This window comes from Streptomyces rubradiris, assembly GCF_016860525.1.
Taxonomy (GTDB): Bacteria; Actinomycetota; Actinomycetes; order Streptomycetales; family Streptomycetaceae; genus Streptomyces; species Streptomyces rubradiris.
The window spans coordinates 1663353-1679324 of sequence record NZ_BNEA01000015.1 but is presented as its reverse complement, the minus strand read 5'-3'; the positions used below and the strand labels follow the sequence as shown (position 1 = coordinate 1679324).

The 15972-nt window shown below is 71.8% G+C and carries 16 protein-coding genes; 11 read left to right on the top strand and 5 right to left on the bottom strand.

Features of this window, described 5'->3' with window-relative positions; genetic code table 11:
* Positions 1-84: 84 nt before the first annotated feature.
* Positions 85-999, top strand: coding sequence for a HipA family kinase (locus Srubr_RS20650; RefSeq protein ID WP_189990451.1), 915 nt, complete (start codon positions 85-87; stop codon positions 997-999).
* A gap of 57 nt (positions 1000-1056) precedes the next feature.
* Here the strand turns inward: Srubr_RS20650 and aceB are convergent, their stop codons facing one another.
* Both aceB and Srubr_RS20640 read right to left on the bottom strand, forming a co-directional pair.
* Positions 1057-2682 carry a malate synthase A gene (gene aceB, locus Srubr_RS20645; protein WP_189990453.1) on the bottom strand — a complete coding sequence of 542 codons (1626 nt, stop codon included), beginning with the start codon at positions 2680-2682 and terminating at the stop codon, positions 1057-1059.
* A gap of 185 nt (positions 2683-2867) precedes the next feature.
* Positions 2868-3476 (bottom strand): nucleotidyltransferase family protein, encoded by a 609-nt coding sequence (locus tag Srubr_RS20640; protein ID WP_189990455.1) that lies wholly within the window; start codon positions 3474-3476, stop codon positions 2868-2870.
* Between the two features lie 204 nt (positions 3477-3680).
* Here Srubr_RS20640 and Srubr_RS20635 point away from each other — a divergent pair, with 204 nt between their 5' ends.
* Positions 3681-4007, top strand: coding sequence for a DUF5955 family protein (locus tag Srubr_RS20635; RefSeq protein ID WP_189990457.1), 327 nt, complete (start codon positions 3681-3683; stop codon positions 4005-4007).
* 298 nt (positions 4008-4305) lie between these two features.
* Here the strand turns inward: Srubr_RS20635 and Srubr_RS20630 are convergent, their stop codons facing one another.
* Positions 4306-5103 (bottom strand): IclR family transcriptional regulator, encoded by a 798-nt coding sequence (locus Srubr_RS20630; protein WP_189990459.1) that lies wholly within the window; start codon positions 5101-5103, stop codon positions 4306-4308.
* Positions 5104-5394: 291 nt separating this feature from the next.
* Here Srubr_RS20630 and allB point away from each other — a divergent pair, with 291 nt between their 5' ends.
* From allB to Srubr_RS20615, 3 genes are all read left to right on the top strand, one after another.
* A complete protein-coding gene (gene allB, locus Srubr_RS20625; RefSeq protein ID WP_189990461.1) occupies positions 5395-6732 on the top strand; it encodes an allantoinase AllB in 1338 nt (445 codons plus the stop codon).
* Positions 6733-6771: 39 nt separating this feature from the next.
* Positions 6772-7887 carry an allantoicase gene (alc, locus tag Srubr_RS20620; protein ID WP_189990463.1) on the top strand — a complete coding sequence of 372 codons (1116 nt, stop codon included), beginning with the start codon at positions 6772-6774 and terminating at the stop codon, positions 7885-7887.
* Between the two features lie 123 nt (positions 7888-8010).
* Positions 8011-8823 carry an AIM24 family protein gene (locus Srubr_RS20615; protein WP_189990465.1) on the top strand — a complete coding sequence of 271 codons (813 nt, stop codon included), beginning with the start codon at positions 8011-8013 and terminating at the stop codon, positions 8821-8823.
* Between the two features lie 86 nt (positions 8824-8909).
* On the opposite strand, the gene Srubr_RS20610 is transcribed toward Srubr_RS20615, so the two are convergent.
* Entirely contained in the window at positions 8910-9305 is a 396-nt protein-coding gene (locus Srubr_RS20610) for a guanyl-specific ribonuclease (RefSeq protein WP_189990467.1), read from the bottom strand.
* 90 nt (positions 9306-9395) lie between these two features.
* The gene (locus Srubr_RS20605; protein WP_189990469.1) at positions 9396-9596 is read right to left on the bottom strand and encodes a hypothetical protein; all 201 of its coding nucleotides are present in this window, start codon (positions 9594-9596) and stop codon (positions 9396-9398) included.
* Between the two features lie 202 nt (positions 9597-9798).
* On the opposite strand from Srubr_RS20605, the gene Srubr_RS20600 reads away from it, so the two are divergent.
* The 6 genes from Srubr_RS20600 (at position 9799) to Srubr_RS20575 (ending at position 15942) form a co-directional block, all read left to right on the top strand.
* Complete coding sequence (locus Srubr_RS20600; RefSeq protein ID WP_229926457.1) at positions 9799-11061, top strand: sensor histidine kinase; 1263 nt, start codon at positions 9799-9801, stop codon at positions 11059-11061.
* A gap of 208 nt (positions 11062-11269) precedes the next feature.
* Positions 11270-11986, top strand: a complete 717-nt coding sequence (locus Srubr_RS20595) for a response regulator (RefSeq protein ID WP_189990473.1) — start codon at positions 11270-11272, stop codon at positions 11984-11986.
* Positions 11987-12183: 197 nt separating this feature from the next.
* Positions 12184-12933, top strand: coding sequence for a GntR family transcriptional regulator (locus Srubr_RS20590; protein WP_189990893.1), 750 nt, complete (start codon positions 12184-12186; stop codon positions 12931-12933).
* A 197-nt stretch (positions 12934-13130) separates the two neighbouring features.
* Positions 13131-14135 (top strand): sugar ABC transporter substrate-binding protein, encoded by a 1005-nt coding sequence (locus tag Srubr_RS20585; RefSeq protein WP_189990475.1) that lies wholly within the window; start codon positions 13131-13133, stop codon positions 14133-14135.
* Entirely contained in the window at positions 14132-15175 is a 1044-nt protein-coding gene (locus Srubr_RS20580; protein WP_189990478.1) for an ABC transporter permease, read from the top strand. The genes Srubr_RS20585 and Srubr_RS20580 overlap by 4 nt, the downstream gene beginning before the upstream one ends.
* Entirely contained in the window at positions 15172-15942 is a 771-nt protein-coding gene (locus Srubr_RS20575) for an ATP-binding cassette domain-containing protein (RefSeq protein ID WP_189990480.1), read from the top strand. Before Srubr_RS20580 ends, Srubr_RS20575 begins: the two co-directional genes overlap by 4 nt.
* Positions 15943-15972: the final 30 nt, after the last annotated feature.

The following is a 15972-nucleotide window of genomic DNA, read 5'->3' as shown; positions in this document are numbered from 1 at the left end:
TGTCACCCTTCGTTACTATGCTCACTTCATGCCGGAGGCCGGGAGCAGGAGGCGTGCCGCCATCGACGGACTGCTGGGGAGACGATGCTGAGAGAAGTCACCGCCACCCGCTACATCCAGCCCCTCCGCTCCGGCGGCTCCGTCCCCGGTGTCGTAGAGGCCGATGATCTCGGCACGTATGTCGTCAAGTTCACCGGCTCCGCGCAGGGGCACAAGGCGCTGGTCGCCGAGGTGATCGTCGGGGAACTCGCCCGGGCGCTCGGGCTGCGCTTTCCCGAGCTGGTGCTCGTGCGCTTCGACCCCGCCATCGCCGCCGCCGAGCCGCACCAGGAGGTGCGGGATCTGCACGGTGCCAGCGCGGGGGTGAATCTCGGGATGGACTATCTGCCGGGGGCTCGGGACTTCACGCCGGAGATCGCCCGGACCTTCCCGGTGGACCCGCTGGAGGCCGGCCGGATCGTCTGGCTGGACGCGCTGACCGTCAACGTCGACCGTACGGTTCACAGCTCCAACCTGATGGTCTGGCCCACGCTCGGCACCGCGCCGGCCCGGCTGTGGCTCATCGACCACGGTGCCGCGCTCGTCTTCCACCACCGCTGGGACACCACGACCCCGGGTCGGCGGTACGACTTCCGGCACCACGCCCTCGGCCACTACGGCCCCGATGTGCGCGCCGCCGACGCGGAGCTCGCGCCCCGGGTGACCGAGGAGCTGCTGCGCGGGATCGTCGCCGAGGTGCCGGACGCCTGGCTCGCCGAGGACGCCGCCTTCGCCACGCCCGACGACGTCCGGGACGCCTACGTCGGCTATCTGCTGGACCGGGTGCGGCTCTCGGCCGAGTGGCTGCCCACCGACTTCCCGAGCCGCGAACAGCTGGCGGCCGAGGAGGCCGCCCGCGCGGCCCGGACCCAGGCGGGCCGCCCGGACTGGCTGAAGCGCGTCCCCGACCTGCACGGCAAGCCGGCGGCCGAGCAGGACTGGTCGGCACATCTGGGCTGAGCCGGGACACGGCGAAGGGCCCGGGGAAGCCCCCGGGCCCACTCGTGGCCGTGACGGTCAGCCGCGCAGCCGCTCGTACGCCGGCAGGGTGAGGAAGTCGGCGTAGTCCTCGTCCAGGGACACCTGGAGCAGCAGGTCGTGCGCCTCCTGCCAGTGGCCGGCCGCGAAGGCCTCCTCGCCGATCTCCTTGCGGATGGCGTCGAGTTCCTCGGCGGCGACCTTGCGGGCCAGCTCCGGGGTGACCTTCTCGCCGCCCGCGAACTCGACCCCGGCGTTGATCCACTGCCAGATCTGCGAGCGGGAGATCTCGGCGGTGGCCGCGTCCTCCATCAGGTTGAAGATGGCGACGGCGCCGAGCCCGCGCAGCCAGGCCTCGATGTAACGGATGCCGACCTGGACGGCGTTGACCAGGCCGTCGTACGTCGGCTTGGCGTCGAGGGAGTCGATGGCGATCAGGTCGGCCGCCGTCACGCGCACGTCCTCGCGCAGCCGGTCCTTCTGGTTGGGCTTGTCGCCGAGGACCTTGTCGAAGGACTCCATGGCGATGGGCACCAGGTCGGGGTGGGCGACCCAGGAGCCGTCGAAACCGTCGTTCGCCTCCCGGTCCTTGTCGGCGCGGACCTTCTCGAAGGCCACCTTGTTGACCTCCGGGTCCTTGCGGGACGGGATGAAGGCCGCCATGCCGCCGATGGCGTGCGCACCCCGCTTGTGGCAGGTGCGGACCAGGAGTTCGGTGTACGCCCGCATGAACGGGGCCGTCATCGTGACCGCGTTGCGGTCCGGGAGGACGAACTTGGCGCCGCCGTCACGGAAGTTCTTCACGATGGAGAACAGGTAGTCCCAGCGGCCGGCGTTCAGCCCGGAGGCGTGGTCGCGCAGTTCGTAGAGGATCTCCTCCATCTCGTACGCCGCCGTGATCGTCTCGATCAGGACGGTGGCGCGGATGGTGCCCTGCGGGATGCCGACGTAGTCCTGGGCGAAGACGAACACCTCGTTCCACAGCCGGGCTTCGAGGTGCGACTCGGTCTTGGGCAGGTAGAAGTACGGACCCTTGCCGAGGTCGAGCAGCCGCTGGGCGTTGTGGAAGAAGTACAGGCCGAAGTCGACGAGGGCACCGGGGACCGGCGTGCCGTCGGCGTCGACGAGGTGGCGCTCGGTCAGGTGCCAGCCGCGCGGACGCATGACGACGGTCGCCAGCTCCTCGTTCGGCCGCAGCGCGTACGACTTGCCGGTGCGCTCGTCGGTGAAGTCGATGTTCCGGGTGTAGGCGTCGATCAGGTTGAGCTGGCCGAGGACGACGTTCTCCCAGGTGGGTGCGGAGGCGTCCTCGAAGTCGGCGAGCCAGACCCGGGCGCCCGAGTTGAGCGCGTTGATGGTCATCTTCCGGTCGGTGGGCCCGGTGATCTCGACGCGCCGGTCGTTCAGCGCGGCCGGGGCCGGGGCGACCTTCCAGGAGTCGTCCGCGCGGATGGCGGCCGTCTCCGGCAGGAAGTCGAGGGTGGAGGTGCGGGCGATCTCGGCGCGGCGCTCGGCCCGGCGGGCGAGGAGTTCGTCACGGCGCGGGGTGAACCGCCGGTGCAGCTCCGCCACGAAGGCGAGCGCCGCGTCGGTGAGGACCTCCTCCTGCCGGGGCAGGGACTCGGCGTCGACGATGGCCAGCGGGGACGGCGCTGGTGCGGACATGAGCTGTCACTTCCTTCAGCGGTGGCACCGGGTGCCAAGAGGCACGAAATAGGACAGACAGCGCCCACTGTGCGGTCGGACGCTTCTGAACAGTGGATAATAGTTTCCTCATCGTGGAACTTCAATGGTGTGTTGACGTCGAGATTCTCTGAGTCGAGCGAAGGTGGCGCTGGGTGCCACCCCGTTCACTCAAGGTGGCTCAGGTCCGCCTCGGTGTCGATGTCGTACGGCTCGGCCACGTCCCCGCACTCCACGAGCCGCAGCTCCGCCCGGTGCGCCTGGAGATAGGTCCGGGCCCCGCGGTCGCCGGTGGCCGTCTCGGCGATGCCCGCCCAGTGCGCCGCCCCGAACAGCACCGGATGGCCGCGTACCCCGTCGTAGGCGGCCGAGACCAGCGACCGCTCGTCCCGGTAGGCACCCAGCACCCGGGCCGCCGCGGCCGGTCCGATGCCGGGCTGGTCGACCAGGCCCGCCAGCGCCGCGCGCGCCCCCGTGCCGGCGAGCGAGGCCAGTCCCGCGCGCAGCGATGAGCCCATGCCCTCGGCCCAGTCCGGGTTGTCCACCAGCACACAGCCGACCAGTTCGGCGCGGGCCCGCACCTCGTCCGCCGCCGCGCCCAGCACCACGTGGATCCGCCCGCACCCGGCCGCGCGCAGCACCCCCACCGCGTGCTCGACCAGGGGCCGGCCCCGGTGTGTCAGCAGTGCCTTGGGGCGTCCGCCGAGCCGTCTGCCGCCGCCGGCGGCGAGCAGCAGCCCCGCGACCTCCCCGTGAAGTTCCCGGTTCTCCGTCATGGCTCCTGCATACCCGGCGGTGCCGGAAACCGGCCGCGTTCCCGCGGGCAGACGGCGACGCGAACCGGCCGCGCTGCCGCGAGCCGGTGGCGACGGAATCCGGCCGCGTGCGCGGTGCCGGTGCCGTTGGGCTGAATTTCGGTCCGCGCTGTGGCGCTCGGGCCCGAAGGTGGCGTTTACTGGCCCGCGCACAAGGGCGTGCCGATGGGGAGGGCTGTGTTGCGGAGCTTGGGGCAGAGGCCGGTGACCGGCGTCGACGAGGACCCGAGAGTGGCGGAATTGCGTACCGCCGTGTCCCGGCTGCGCCGCCAACTCGCCGCGTTACGGGCGGACTTCCCCGACCGGGCGATAGCCGAGGACGAGCTGGCGGCCCTGGCCGCGATGGCCGCCGCAGGCGTCCCGGAGATCCCGCGGCTGCGCGCCTCCCTGCTGCTGATCGCCGGCGCGATCGGCTCGATGAGCGCGCTGGCCCGGGGACTGTCGCAGGTGCGCGCCGCCGTCGACCTGTTCGGCGAGCCGCCCCGCGGCTGACCGGGCGTGACTCTGACCCCGATCGTGGCCGGGCTCCGTCGCCGTTCCGGCGGGGCGCACGAGTACGGGCCGCGGGTGCTCGGCCGTCGGGCCGGGGTGCGTCTCATCCGGGCCAGGAAAACGTCCCCCGGTACGAGAACTCCCGCTCCGGCCGACGTGCCGGGGGCGTCCATGCTGTCGCCCCCGAGGTGGACACCCCGGAGCGTCGTACGGATCGGCTCCCGGCCGTGCGACGCGAAGACGACCTCCCGCGCGCCGCGCCGGTCGGTCTACCGGCCCGGCCGGGGCTGTAAGCCGCTCATCCCTGGTTCTGGCTGGCCAGGGCCGCGGAGAGTTCGCGGGCGATCTGCTGGAGCACGGGCACGATCTTCTCCGTGGCCGTCTCCGTGACCCGTCCGGCCGGCCCCGAGATGGAGATGGCCGCCGCCGTGGGGGAGTCGGGCACGGACACCGCCAGACAGCGCACCCCGATCTCCTGCTCGTTGTCGTCCACCGCGTAGCCCATCCGCCGCACCTCCTCCAGCGCCGAGAGGAACCCCTCCGGCGTGGTGATGGTCTTCTCGGTGGCCGCGGGCATGCCGGTGCGGGCCAGCAGCGCGCGCACCTCGTCGTCCGGGACCCCGGCGAGCAGCGCCTTGCCGACGCCGGTGGAGTGCGGCAGGACCCGCCGGCCCACCTCGGTGAACATCCGCATCGAGTGCTTGGACGGCACCTGGGCGACGTACACGATCTCGTCGCCGTCGAGCAGCGCCATGTTGGCCGTCTCGCCGGTCTCCTCCACCAGCCGGGCCAGATACGGCCGGGCCCAGGTGCCGAGCAGCCGGGAGGCGGACTCGCCGAGGCGGATCAGGCGGGGGCCGAGCGCGTAGCGCCGGTTGGTCTGCTGGCGCACATAGCCGCAGGCGACCAGTGTGCGCATCAGCCGGTGGATGGTGGGCAGCGGCAGGCCGCTGGCCGCGGACAGTTCGCTCAGGCCCACCTCGCCGCCCGCGTCCGCCATCCGCTCGAGCAGGTCGAAGGCGCGCTCCAGGGACTGCACCCCGCCGGCGGCGGAGGGCTTGGCGGAGTCGGTGGTGCTGGCGCTGGACGTCGGCACGGCGCGTTCCTTTCGGGACTGGCGGGAGAGCAGAAGCCTACCCGGCAGTCGGTTGACTCCCCGCTTGTACGTAGCTACGTTCTGCTTGTTGGAATTCTAATTCCGCTTTGTGGAAACGTCCAGAGCGGGTGTGCCTCGCATGCCACCTCGAAGGGTGCCCCTTGACGACGGAGTAGGGGAAGTGAAGACTCCTTCAACAGAACGTTGAAGTCCGTTACATGGGCGTAAATCCCGTTTCCTGGGCGTGAACGACGACGGTCGTGAGTAACGGCGGTATAGAGAGGGGTTCGGGTGTCCGACGCTGAACTGGTGCTGCGCTCGACGCGAGTGATCACTCCGGAGGGCACGCGGGCGGCCACGGTCACCGTGTCCGGCGGGAAGATCACGGCCGTCCTGCCGTACGACGCCGAGGTCCCGGCCACGGCCCGGCTGGAGGACGTCGGCGACCACGTGCTGCTGCCCGGCCTGGTCGACACCCACGTGCACGTCAACGACCCGGGCCGCACCGAGTGGGAGGGCTTCTGGACCGCCACCCGCGCGGCGGCGGCCGGCGGCATCACCACCCTGATCGACATGCCGCTGAACTCCCTGCCGCCCACCACCACGGTCGAGCACCTGCGGATCAAGCAGGACGTGGCCCGGGACAAGGCGCACATCGACGTCGGCTTCTGGGGCGGTGCCCTGCCCGACAACGTCAAGGACCTGCGCCCGCTGCACGACGCCGGGGTCTTCGGCTTCAAGGCCTTCCTCTCCCCGTCCGGCGTGGACGAGTTCCCGCACCTCGACCAGGACCAGCTCGCCCAGTCGATGGCCGAGATAGCCGGGTTCGACGGGCTGCTCATCGTGCACGCCGAGGACCCGCACCACCTGGAGAGCGCCCCCCAGCACGGCGGCCCCAAGTACGCCGATTTCCTCGCCTCCCGCCCGCGCGACGCCGAGGACACCGCCATCGCGAACCTCATCGCGCAGGCCCGGCGCCTCAACGCCCGCGTGCACGTGCTGCACCTGTCCTCCAGCGACGCCCTGCCGCTGATCCGCGCCGCCCGCGCCGAGGGCGTGCGCGTCACGGTGGAGACCTGCCCGCACTACCTCGCCTTCACCGCCGAGGAAGTCCCGGACGGCGCCAGCGAGTTCAAGTGCTGCCCGCCCATCCGCGAGTCCGCCAACCAGGACCTGCTGTGGGAGGCGCTGGCCGACGGCACCATCGACTGCGTGGTCACCGACCACTCGCCCTCCACCGCCGACCTGAAGACCGACGACTTCGCCACCGCCTGGGGCGGCATCGCCGGCCTCCAGGTGAGCCTGCCGGCGGTGTGGACCGAGGCCCGCAAGCGCGGCCACACCCTGGAGGACGTCGTCCGCTGGATGTCCGCGCGGACCGCGGAGCTGGCCGGCCTGACCCACAAGGGCGCCATCGAGGCCGGCCGCGACGCCGACTTCGCCGTCCTCGCCCCCGACGAGACCTTCACCGTCGACCCGGCCGGCCTCCAGCACCGCAACCGGGTCACCGCCTACGCCGGCAGGACCCTGTACGGCGTCGTCAAGTCCACCTGGCTGCGCGGCGAACGCATCGTCGCCGACGGCGAGTTCACCGAACCGAAGGGGACGCTGCTCAGCCGGACCCGCTGAATCCCATCCACCGAGCCCCGAAAGGAAGAACTGATCACCGTGACGGCGATACCCAGCTTCACCGGCGACGCGAACCCCTACGGAGGCGGCGACCCGTACGCGGACTACCGCACCGCCGACTTCCCCTTCACCCAGTACGCCAACCTCGCCGACCGGCAGCTCGGCGCCGGTGTCATCGCCGCCAACGACGAGTTCTTCGCCCAGCGGGAGAACCTGCTGGTGCCCGAGCGGGCCGAGTTCGACCCCGAGCACTTCGGCCACAAGGGCAAGATCATGGACGGCTGGGAGACCCGCCGCCGCCGCGGTGTCTCCGCCGAGCACCCCTGGCCGACCGCCGAGGACCACGACTGGGCGCTGGTCCGCCTCGGCGCGCCCGGGGTGATCCGCGGCATCGTGATCGACACCGCCCACTTCCGCGGTAACTACCCGCAGGCCGTCTCCGTCGAGGGCGCCTGCGTACCCGGTTCGCCGTCGCCCGAGGAACTGCTCGGCGACGACGTGAAGTGGACCACCCTCGTCCCGCGCACCCCGGTCGGCGGCCACGCGGCCAACGGCTTCGCGGTCACCGTCGAGCAGCGCTTCACCCACCTGCGGATCAACCAGCACCCCGACGGCGGCATCGCCCGCCTGCGGGTGTACGGCGAGGTCGTCCCGGACCCCGAGTGGCTGGCCGCCCTCGGCACCTTCGACGTGGTCGCGCTGGAGAACGGCGGCCAGGTCGAGGACGCCTCCAACCTCTTCTACTCGCCGGCCACCAACACCATCCAGCCGGGCCGCTCGCGCAAGATGGACGACGGCTGGGAGACCCGCCGCCGCCGCGACCAGGGCAACGACTGGATCCGCTACCGGCTCGTGGCCCAGTCCGCGATCCGCGCCGTCGAGATCGACACCGCCTACCTGAAGGGCAACAGCGCCGGCTGGGCGTCGGTGTCCGTCCGGGACGGCGAGGACGGCGAGTGGACCGAGGTCCTGCCGCGCACCCGGCTCCAGCCCGACACCAACCACCGCTTCGTCCTGCCCGAGGCGGCGGTCGGCACGCACGCGCGGATCGACATCTTCCCCGACGGCGGCATCTCCCGGCTGCGCCTGTTCGGCTCGCTGACCGAGCGCGGCGCGAGCGGCCTGGCCGCCCGTCACCAGGAGCTGGGCGGCTGATCCCCGCTCACGCGCGTGGGGCGCCCCGGCCGGACAGCACCGGGGCGCCCCACGCGTCACCCTCGCGGACCCGCGTACCGCCGGTCCGGAACTCTTCCGTCCACCTGACGCGTTCTCCCTGACGTGACCCTTCAGCAAGAGATCGTCGGCAACGCCATGCAGATGGCGGTCGTCAACCTGCGTCCCGGCCAGACCGTGTACTGCGAGGCCGGGAAGTTCCTGTTCAAGACGGCGAACGTGACCATGGAGACCCGGTTGTCCGGCCCGTCGGGCGGCGGCGGACAGCAGCAGGGCGGCTCCGGCGGCATGGGCGGGCTGCTGCGCCAGGCCATGGGCACCGCCATGCAGGTCGGGCAGCGCATGCTCGCCGGTGAGTCGCTGGCCTTCCAGTACTTCACCGCCCAGGGCGGCGAGGGCACGGTCGGCTTCGCGGGCGTGCTGCCCGGGGAGATGCGCGCCCTGGAGCTGGACGGCACGCGCGCGTGGTTCGCCGAGAAGGACGCCTTCGTGGCCGCCGAGTCCAGCGTCGAGTTCGGCATCGCCTTCGCCGGCGGGCGCACCGGCATGAGTGGCGGCGAGGGCTTCATCCTGGAGAAGTTCACCGGGCAGGGCACGGTGATCATCGCCGGCGCGGGCAACTTCATCGACCTGAACCCGGCGGACTTCGGCGGCCGGATCGAGGTCGACACCGGCTGTGTGGTCGCCTTCGAGGAGGGCATCGAGTACGGCGTGCAGCGCGTCGGCGGCCTCAACCGCCAGGGGATCATGAACGCCGTCTTCGGCGGCGAGGGCCTGTCCCTGGCCACCCTGGAGGGCAACGGCCGGGTGATCCTCCAGTCCCTCACCATCGAGGGCCTGGCCAACGCCCTGAAGAAGGCCCAGGGCGGCGACAAGCAGGGCCCGACCGGCGGACTGTTCTCCACGCACGCCGGCTGAGGCGCCCGCCCGCCGGGGCCCGGCCGCGGCGGGCCGGGCCCCGGGGTGTCGCGCCGTTCCTCGGACCGGCCCCGTGGGGGAGGGGCTCAGCAGCCGTAGTCGATCAGCTTGAACGAGGCGTAGTGGTCCGCCGTGTAGTAGTCCTCCTGGTACTTCTGACCGGTGACGATGCGCCGGGCGCCGCGGGTGGAGGAGCCCGGAGTGATCACGGTGTACTCGTGGTAGTAGCCGGCCGTGTGGCTGGGCAGGATGCCTTCCCGGTTCTGGAAGACGCTCCCGTCCTGGGAGTACGGATAGGGACCGCCCTGTTCGATCAGGTCCAGGGTGTCGTGCGCCTGGGAGGGCAGATTGCCGTAGCAGATGCTGCCGACCGCGGCCGTCGCCGCGTCCGCCGTGGTGGCCGTGACGGTGCCGCCCACGAGGAGGGCGGACAGGAGGGCGGCCGCTGCACCGATGCGCGTCGCGCGTGGGGGGAATCTCATGACGTCATCATGACGCGCGTAGAACATGGCATGTCAATGTCAATCACGCAGAGTTTTCCAGCACGTCCGATGATTTTTCCGGGGGTTAACCTACGGCCGTTTCCGGCTGTCCGCCGCCGCGAACAGGGCGAGCGCCAGCACCACGAGCGCCACGCTCGCGTAGACCTCGTAGCCGTCGAGGAAGCCGATGCGCCGCACCAGGCCCACCCGCCAGTCGGTGAACTCGTGCACCAGGCCCATGACCCCCTGCACCAACGCGATGAATCCGAGAAGTTCCAGTAGCTGCTTCACCCGGCGACTCTCGCCCGGCGGCGGCCTCTCGCGCATCGGCCGCGCGGCCGGCGCGCGCCGCCGAAAGACCCCGTTCCGCGGCGGCGGACCGCGCCGAAAGTTCCCCGGCGGTGCGACTTCGGTCGGTGCCGCCGGTCGTACGGTCGCCGATCCACGGTCCGGGGCGGCGGCGGAGCGCGGTCCCCGCATAGATTTGCCGACCGTGAGCAACGACGAGCAGGCGCGGGCGCCGGGCGGGTTCACGGGGCGCCGGTGGCTGTTCCCGTCCGCGCTGATCCATGAGCTGGACCCGGACGCCGGGTCCCCAAGGCGACGGCCCCGGCGCACCGCGCGGGACTGGGCCGTCGACTTCTCCTGCTTCCTCCTGGCCGTCCTCATCGGCCTGCTGGCGGCGCGGTCCCTGCCCGAGGAGGCCGGCCTGCCGCGCTCCCTCGCCGTCCTCGACCAGGTGCTGGGCGCCCTGTCCTGCGCCGCGGTCTGGCTGCGCCGCCGGTGGCCGGTCGGGCTCGCCGTCGCGATGGTCCCGGTCGGCCTGCTGTCCAACTGCTCGGGCGGCGCGGCCATGGTCGCCCTCTTCACGCTCGCCGTGCACCGGCCCTTCCGGTACGTCGCCTGCATCGGCGGTGCCGACCTCGCGCTGGTGCCGGTGCTGTACTGGGTGCGGCCCGACCCCGACCTGCCCTACGCCGGCGTCATCGTGTTCACCACGCTGCTCACCGTTTCGGTCACCGGCTGGGGCATGTTCGTCCGCTCCAAGCGGATGCTGATGCTGAGCCTGAGGGACCGGGCGCACCGGGCGGAGACCGAGGCCCGGCTGCGCGCCGAGCAGGCGCAGCGGCTGGCCCGCGAGGCCATCGCCCGCGAGATGCACGACGTGCTCGCCCACCGGCTCACCCTGCTCAGCGTGCACGCGGGCGCCCTGGAGTTCCGGCCGGACGCGCCCCGGGAGGAGATCGCGCGGGCCGCCGGGGTGATCCGGGAGAGCGCGCACGAGGCGTTGCAGGACCTGCGGGAGATCATCGGCGTACTGCGGGCCGGTGACGCCGAGGAGCCCTCCGGCGGGCGGCCCCAGCCGACGCTGGCCGCGCTGGACACCCTGGTCGCCGAGTGCCGCGAGGCCGGGATGAAGGTCACCCTGGACCATCGCGTCGCCGACCCGGCCGCCGTCCCCGCCTCTGTCGGCCGCACCGCCTACCGCATCGCCCAGGAGGCCCTGACCAACGCCCGCAAGCACGCCCCCGGCACCGAGGTCACCGTCCGCCTGACCGGCGCCCCCGGGGACGGCCTGACGATCACCGTCGCCAACCCGGCACCGCCCGCCGAGGTCCCGCCCGTCCCCGGCTCCGGCCAGGGCCTGATCGGCCTCACGGAACGCGCCACCCTGGCAGGCGGCAGGCTCCGCCACGGCGCCCGACCCGACGGAGGCTTCGAGGTCCGGGGGTGGCTGCCGTGGCCGCGGGGGTGAGGGGGTGCCTGGGGGATGGGCCGGTTTCGGGGACGGGCGCGTCTCGGGGGCCGGTCGTCCCGGCCGTGGGCGCCTCGGGGACCAGCCGTCCCGGGCCGCGGGCCCTCGGGGAGCCCGTTCCGGGCCACGGCCCTAGGGTCTCCGTCCCGGACCGGGGCTGCCTCGGGGATCCGCCGACCCGGCGCGCCGGTCGTGATTACGTAACCCCATGACTGCGACGCCGATCAGACTGCTCCTCGTGGACGACGACCCCCTGGTACGCGCCGGTCTGGCGCTGATGATCGGCGGGGCCGGGGACATCGAGGTCGTCGGGGAGGCCGCCGACGGCGCGGAGGCCGAGGAACTGGTGCGGCGGACCCGGCCGGACGTCGTCCTCATGGACATCCGGATGCCGGCGGTCGATGGGATCACCGCGACCCGGCGGCTGCGCGCGCGGCCGGACGCGCCGCAGGTCGTGGTGCTCACCACCTTCCACGCCGACGAGCAGGTGCTGCACGCGATGCGCGCCGGCGCCGCCGGCTTCGTGCTGAAGGACACCCCGCCCGCCGAGATCGTCGACGCCGTGCGCCGGGTCGCCGCGGGCGACCCGGTGCTGTCGCCCGCGGTCACCCGGCAGCTGATGCGTCACGCGGCCGGCACCGCCGCCGACGCCCGGCAGACCCGGGCGCGCGAACGGCTGGCCGTCCTGGGCGACCGCGAGCGCGAGGTCGCCGTCGCCGTCGGGCGCGGGCTCGCCAACGCGCGGATCGCCTCCGAGCTGTTCCTCAGCGTGGCCACCGTGAAGGCCCACGTCTCCCGCGTCCTCGCCAAGCTCGGCCTCGACAACCGGGTGCAGATCGCGCTGCTGGTCTACGACGCGGGGCTGCTGGACGGCGAGGGCGAGGGCGACGGCGGCGAGGGCGGGGGCGCCGACGGGTTCCGATAGGGCGCCGCCTGAAACCGGTCGGCTTCCGATAGGGCGCCGCCTGGAACCGGTCGCCTTGCCATAGGGCGCCGCCTGGAACCGGCCGCCGGAGATCGCCGCCGGAACCGACCGGCCCCGAATATGTCCGGACAACCTGACTACACGACTTCCCGTCAACCAGGCACCGGACTACGCTCGGCCCCGTGCCGAAACCAGATGTGGGCCCGACCGCGGCGCTCGACCTCCGCGTGGACCGTAGCTCCCCGGTGCCGTTGTACTTCCAGCTCTCCCAGCAGCTGGAGTCCGCCATCGAGCACGGCGGTCTCACCCCGGGCAGCCTGCTGGGCAACGAGATCGAGCTGGCCGCGCGGCTCGGACTGTCCCGGCCGACCGTCCGCCAGGCCATCCAGGCCCTCGTCGACAAGGGGCTCCTGGTCCGGCGCCGGGGCGTGGGCACCCAGGTCGTGCACAGCCAGGTCAAGCGCCCGCTGGAACTGAGCAGCCTCTACGACGACCTGGAGGCGGCCGGCCAGCGCCCCGGCACCCGGGTGCTGGTCAACACGGTCGTACCGGCCCCCGCCGAGGTCGCCGCCGCACTCGGCGTCCCCGAGGGCGCTGACGTGCACCGCGTCGAGCGGCTCCGCCTCGCCCACGGCGAACCCATGGCCTACCTGATCAACCACCTGCCGACGGGCCTGCTCGACCTGGACACCGGCCAACTGGAGACCACCGGCCTGTACCGGCTGATGCGGTCCGCCGGGATCACCCTGCACAGCGCCCGCCAGGCCATCGGCGCCCGGGGTGCCACCGCCACCGAGGCCGAGCGGCTGACCGAGCCCGAGGGCGCCCCGCTGCTGACCATGCGGCGCACCACCTACGACGACACCGGCCGCGCGGTGGAACTGGGCGACCACACCTACCGCCCGAGCCGCTACTCCTTCGAGTTCCAGCTGCTGGTGCGGTCCTGACCGGGTCCCCGCATTCGATGAGATGTCCGGACAAAGCGACCGTCCCCCGGTCCCCGGTCGTGCCATACGCGGTCGGCATGTCCGATACTGAAGTGTTTGGGGCAGGTGAAATCGCCGCCGGGACGCGCCCACGGTGAGGTCGCCCGCCCCTTGTGTACGTCGGAGCACAGCAGAAGCGGCAAGAAGGGCACGGCCTCGTGGCACGGTTTCGGACCTGGGTAGGCATAGCGCTGGCGGGGGCACTCTCCGTGTCCCTCGCGGCGTGCAGCAGCACCGGAGGAAAGCGGGCGGAGGACGCCCGCAAGGCCGCCGCCGCCCAGGGCAGGGCGGCGGTGAACACCCCGCGCTGGACCTTCGCGATGATCACCCACTCGGGGGACGGCGACACCTTCTGGGACATCGTCCAGAAGGGCGCCGAGCAAGCCGCCGTCAAGGACAACATCAACTTCCTGTACTCCCACGACGACGAGGCCCAGCAACAGGCCCAGCTGGTGGACGCGGCCGTGGACAAGAAGGTGGACGGCATCATCGTCACCCTCGCCAAGCCGGACGCCATGAAGGACGCCGTGGCCCGCGCCCGGAAGGCCGGCATCCCCGTGATCACGGTGAACTCCGGCTCCGAGGAGTCCAAGGCGTTCGGCGCCCTCACCCACATCGGCCAGGACGAGACCATCGCCGGCGAGGCCGTCGGCGACGAGCTGAACAAGCGCGGCAAGAAGAAGGCCCTGTGCGTGCTGCACGAGCAGGGCAACGTCGGCCACGAGCAGCGCTGCGACGGCGTCGCCAAGACCTTCCGCGGCACCCTGAGCAAGCTCTACGTCAACGGCACCAACATGCCCGACGTGCAGTCCGCCGTCGGGGCCAAGCTCCAGGCCGACACGTCCATCGACTCCGTCGTCACCCTCGGCGCGCCCTTCGCCGACACCGCCGTCAAGGCCAGGACGGACGCGGGCAGCAAGGCCGAGATCGACACCTTCGACCTCAACCCCAAGGTCGCGGCGGCGCTCAAGGAGGGCACCCTCGGCTTCGCCGTGGACCAGCAGCCGTACCTCCAGGGCTACGAGGCCGTCGACCTGCTGTGGCTGTACAAGTACAACGACGACGTCCTCGGCGGCGGCAAGCCGGTGCTGACCGGCCCGCAGATCGTCACCAAGGACCAGGCCGCCGAGCTGGCCGAGTACACCGAGCGGGGTACCCGATGAGCACGGTCACCGACCACAAGCCGCTCGACGAAAGGCTGCTGCCCACCTCCCCGCTGCGCAAGCTGCTCGCCCGCCCGGAGCTGGGCTCGGTCGTCGGCGCCCTGGCCGTCTTCCTCTTCTTCGCCTTCGTCGCCGACGGCTTCCTGCGCGCCACCAGCCTCAGCACGGTGCTGTACGCCTCGTCGACCATCGGCATCATGGCCGTACCCGTCGCGCTGCTGATGATCGGCGGCGAGTTCGACCTCTCCGCGGGCGTCATGGTGACATCGTCCGCGCTGATCTCCTCGATGTTCAGCTACCAGATGACGGCGAACACCTGGGTCGGCGTCGGCGTGTCGCTGCTGGTCACCTTGGCCGTCGGCGCCTTCAACGGCTTCATGCTCACCCGCACCAAGCTGCCCAGCTTCATCATCACGCTGGGCACCTTCCTGATGCTGACCGGCATGAACCTCGGCTTCACCAAGCTGATCGACGGCACGGTCTCCACCAAGACCATCGGCGACATGGAGGGCTTCTCCAGCGCCCGGGCCGTCTTCGCCTCCACGATCACCGTCGGCGGCGTCGACGTGAAGGTCACCATCCTGTGGTGGCTCGGCCTGGTCGCCCTCGCCTCCTGGATCCTGCTGCGCACCCGCACCGGCAACTGGATCTTCGCCGTGGGCGGCAACGAGGACGCGGCCCGCGCGGTCGGCGTCCCGGTCGCCCGCACCAAGATCGGCCTCTACATGGGCGTCGCGTTCGGCGCCTGGATCTCCGGCCAGCACCTGCTCTTCTCCTTCGACGCCGTCCAGTCCGGCGAGGGCGTCGGCAACGAACTGATCTACATCATCGCGGCCGTCATCGGCGGCTGCCTGATCACCGGCGGCTACGGCAGCGCCGTCGGCTCGGCCGTGGGCGCGCTGCTGTTCGGCATGACCAGCAAGGGCATCGTCTACGCCGAGTGGAACCCCGACTGGTTCAAGTTCTTCCTCGGAGCGATGCTGCTCCTCGCGACCCTGCTCAACGCCTGGGTCCGCAAGCGCGCGGAGGCGACCGCATGACCCTCGTCGAGCTGACCGACGTCAGCAAGCACTACGGCACCGTCCGCGCCCTGGAGGGCGTCTCCCTGGAGGTCCACGCGGGGGAGATCACCTGCGTCCTCGGCGACAACGGCGCCGGCAAGTCGACCCTGATCAAAATGATCGCGGGCCTGCACCGGCACGACGGCGGCACCCTGCGCATCGAGGGCGAGGAGACCACCCTCGCCTCCCCGCGCGAGGCCCTGGACCGGGGCATCGCCACGGTCTACCAGGACCTGGCCGTCGTCCCCCTGATGCCGGTCTGGCGCAACTTCTTCCTCGGCTCCGAGCCCCGCAAGGGCGTCGGCCCCTTCAAGCGCATGGACATCGACCTCATGCGCCGCACCACCCGCGAGGCGCTGCTGCGCATGGGCATCGACCTTAGGGACGTCGACCAGCCCATCGGCACCCTCTCCGGCGGCGAACGCCAGTGCGTGGCGATCGCCCGCGCCGTCCACTTCGGCGCGAAGGTCCTCGTCCTGGACGAACCGACGGCCGCCCTGGGCGTCAAGCAGTCCGGTGTGGTCCTGAAATATGTGGCCGCGGCACGTGACGAGGGCCTGGGTGTTGTCTTGATCACCCACAACCCGCATCACGCGTATCTCGTAGGCGACAGATTCGTGCTCCTGCGGAGGGGCACGATGGTGGGCAATTACACACGGGACGAGATCACCCTGGACGAGCTGACGCAGCAGATGGCCGGCGGCTCCGACCTGGACGCCCTGCGCCACGAACTGCAACGAGACTGAAGGACGCGCACCCCCTGCCTCCCCCGCCCC

What these genes read in the sequence shown, in the direction of transcription:
- Srubr_RS20575 (WP_189990480.1), top strand. Translation starts at nt 15,172, where the DNA reads ATGACCCTCGTCGAGCTGACCGACGTCAGCAAGCACTACGGCACCGTC.
- Srubr_RS20610 (WP_189990467.1), bottom strand. Translation starts at nt 9,305, where the DNA reads ATGAGATTCCCCCCACGCGCGACGCGCATCGGTGCAGCGGCCGCCCTC.
- Srubr_RS20595 (WP_189990473.1), top strand. Translation starts at nt 11,270, where the DNA reads ATGACTGCGACGCCGATCAGACTGCTCCTCGTGGACGACGACCCCCTG.
- aceB (WP_189990453.1), bottom strand. Translation starts at nt 2,682, where the DNA reads ATGTCCGCACCAGCGCCGTCCCCGCTGGCCATCGTCGACGCCGAGTCC.
- Srubr_RS20580 (WP_189990478.1), top strand. Translation starts at nt 14,132, where the DNA reads ATGAGCACGGTCACCGACCACAAGCCGCTCGACGAAAGGCTGCTGCCC.
- Srubr_RS20650 (WP_189990451.1), top strand. Translation starts at nt 85, where the DNA reads ATGCTGAGAGAAGTCACCGCCACCCGCTACATCCAGCCCCTCCGCTCC.
- Srubr_RS20635 (WP_189990457.1), top strand. Translation starts at nt 3,681, where the DNA reads ATGGGGAGGGCTGTGTTGCGGAGCTTGGGGCAGAGGCCGGTGACCGGC.
- Srubr_RS20640 (WP_189990455.1), bottom strand. Translation starts at nt 3,476, where the DNA reads ATGACGGAGAACCGGGAACTTCACGGGGAGGTCGCGGGGCTGCTGCTC.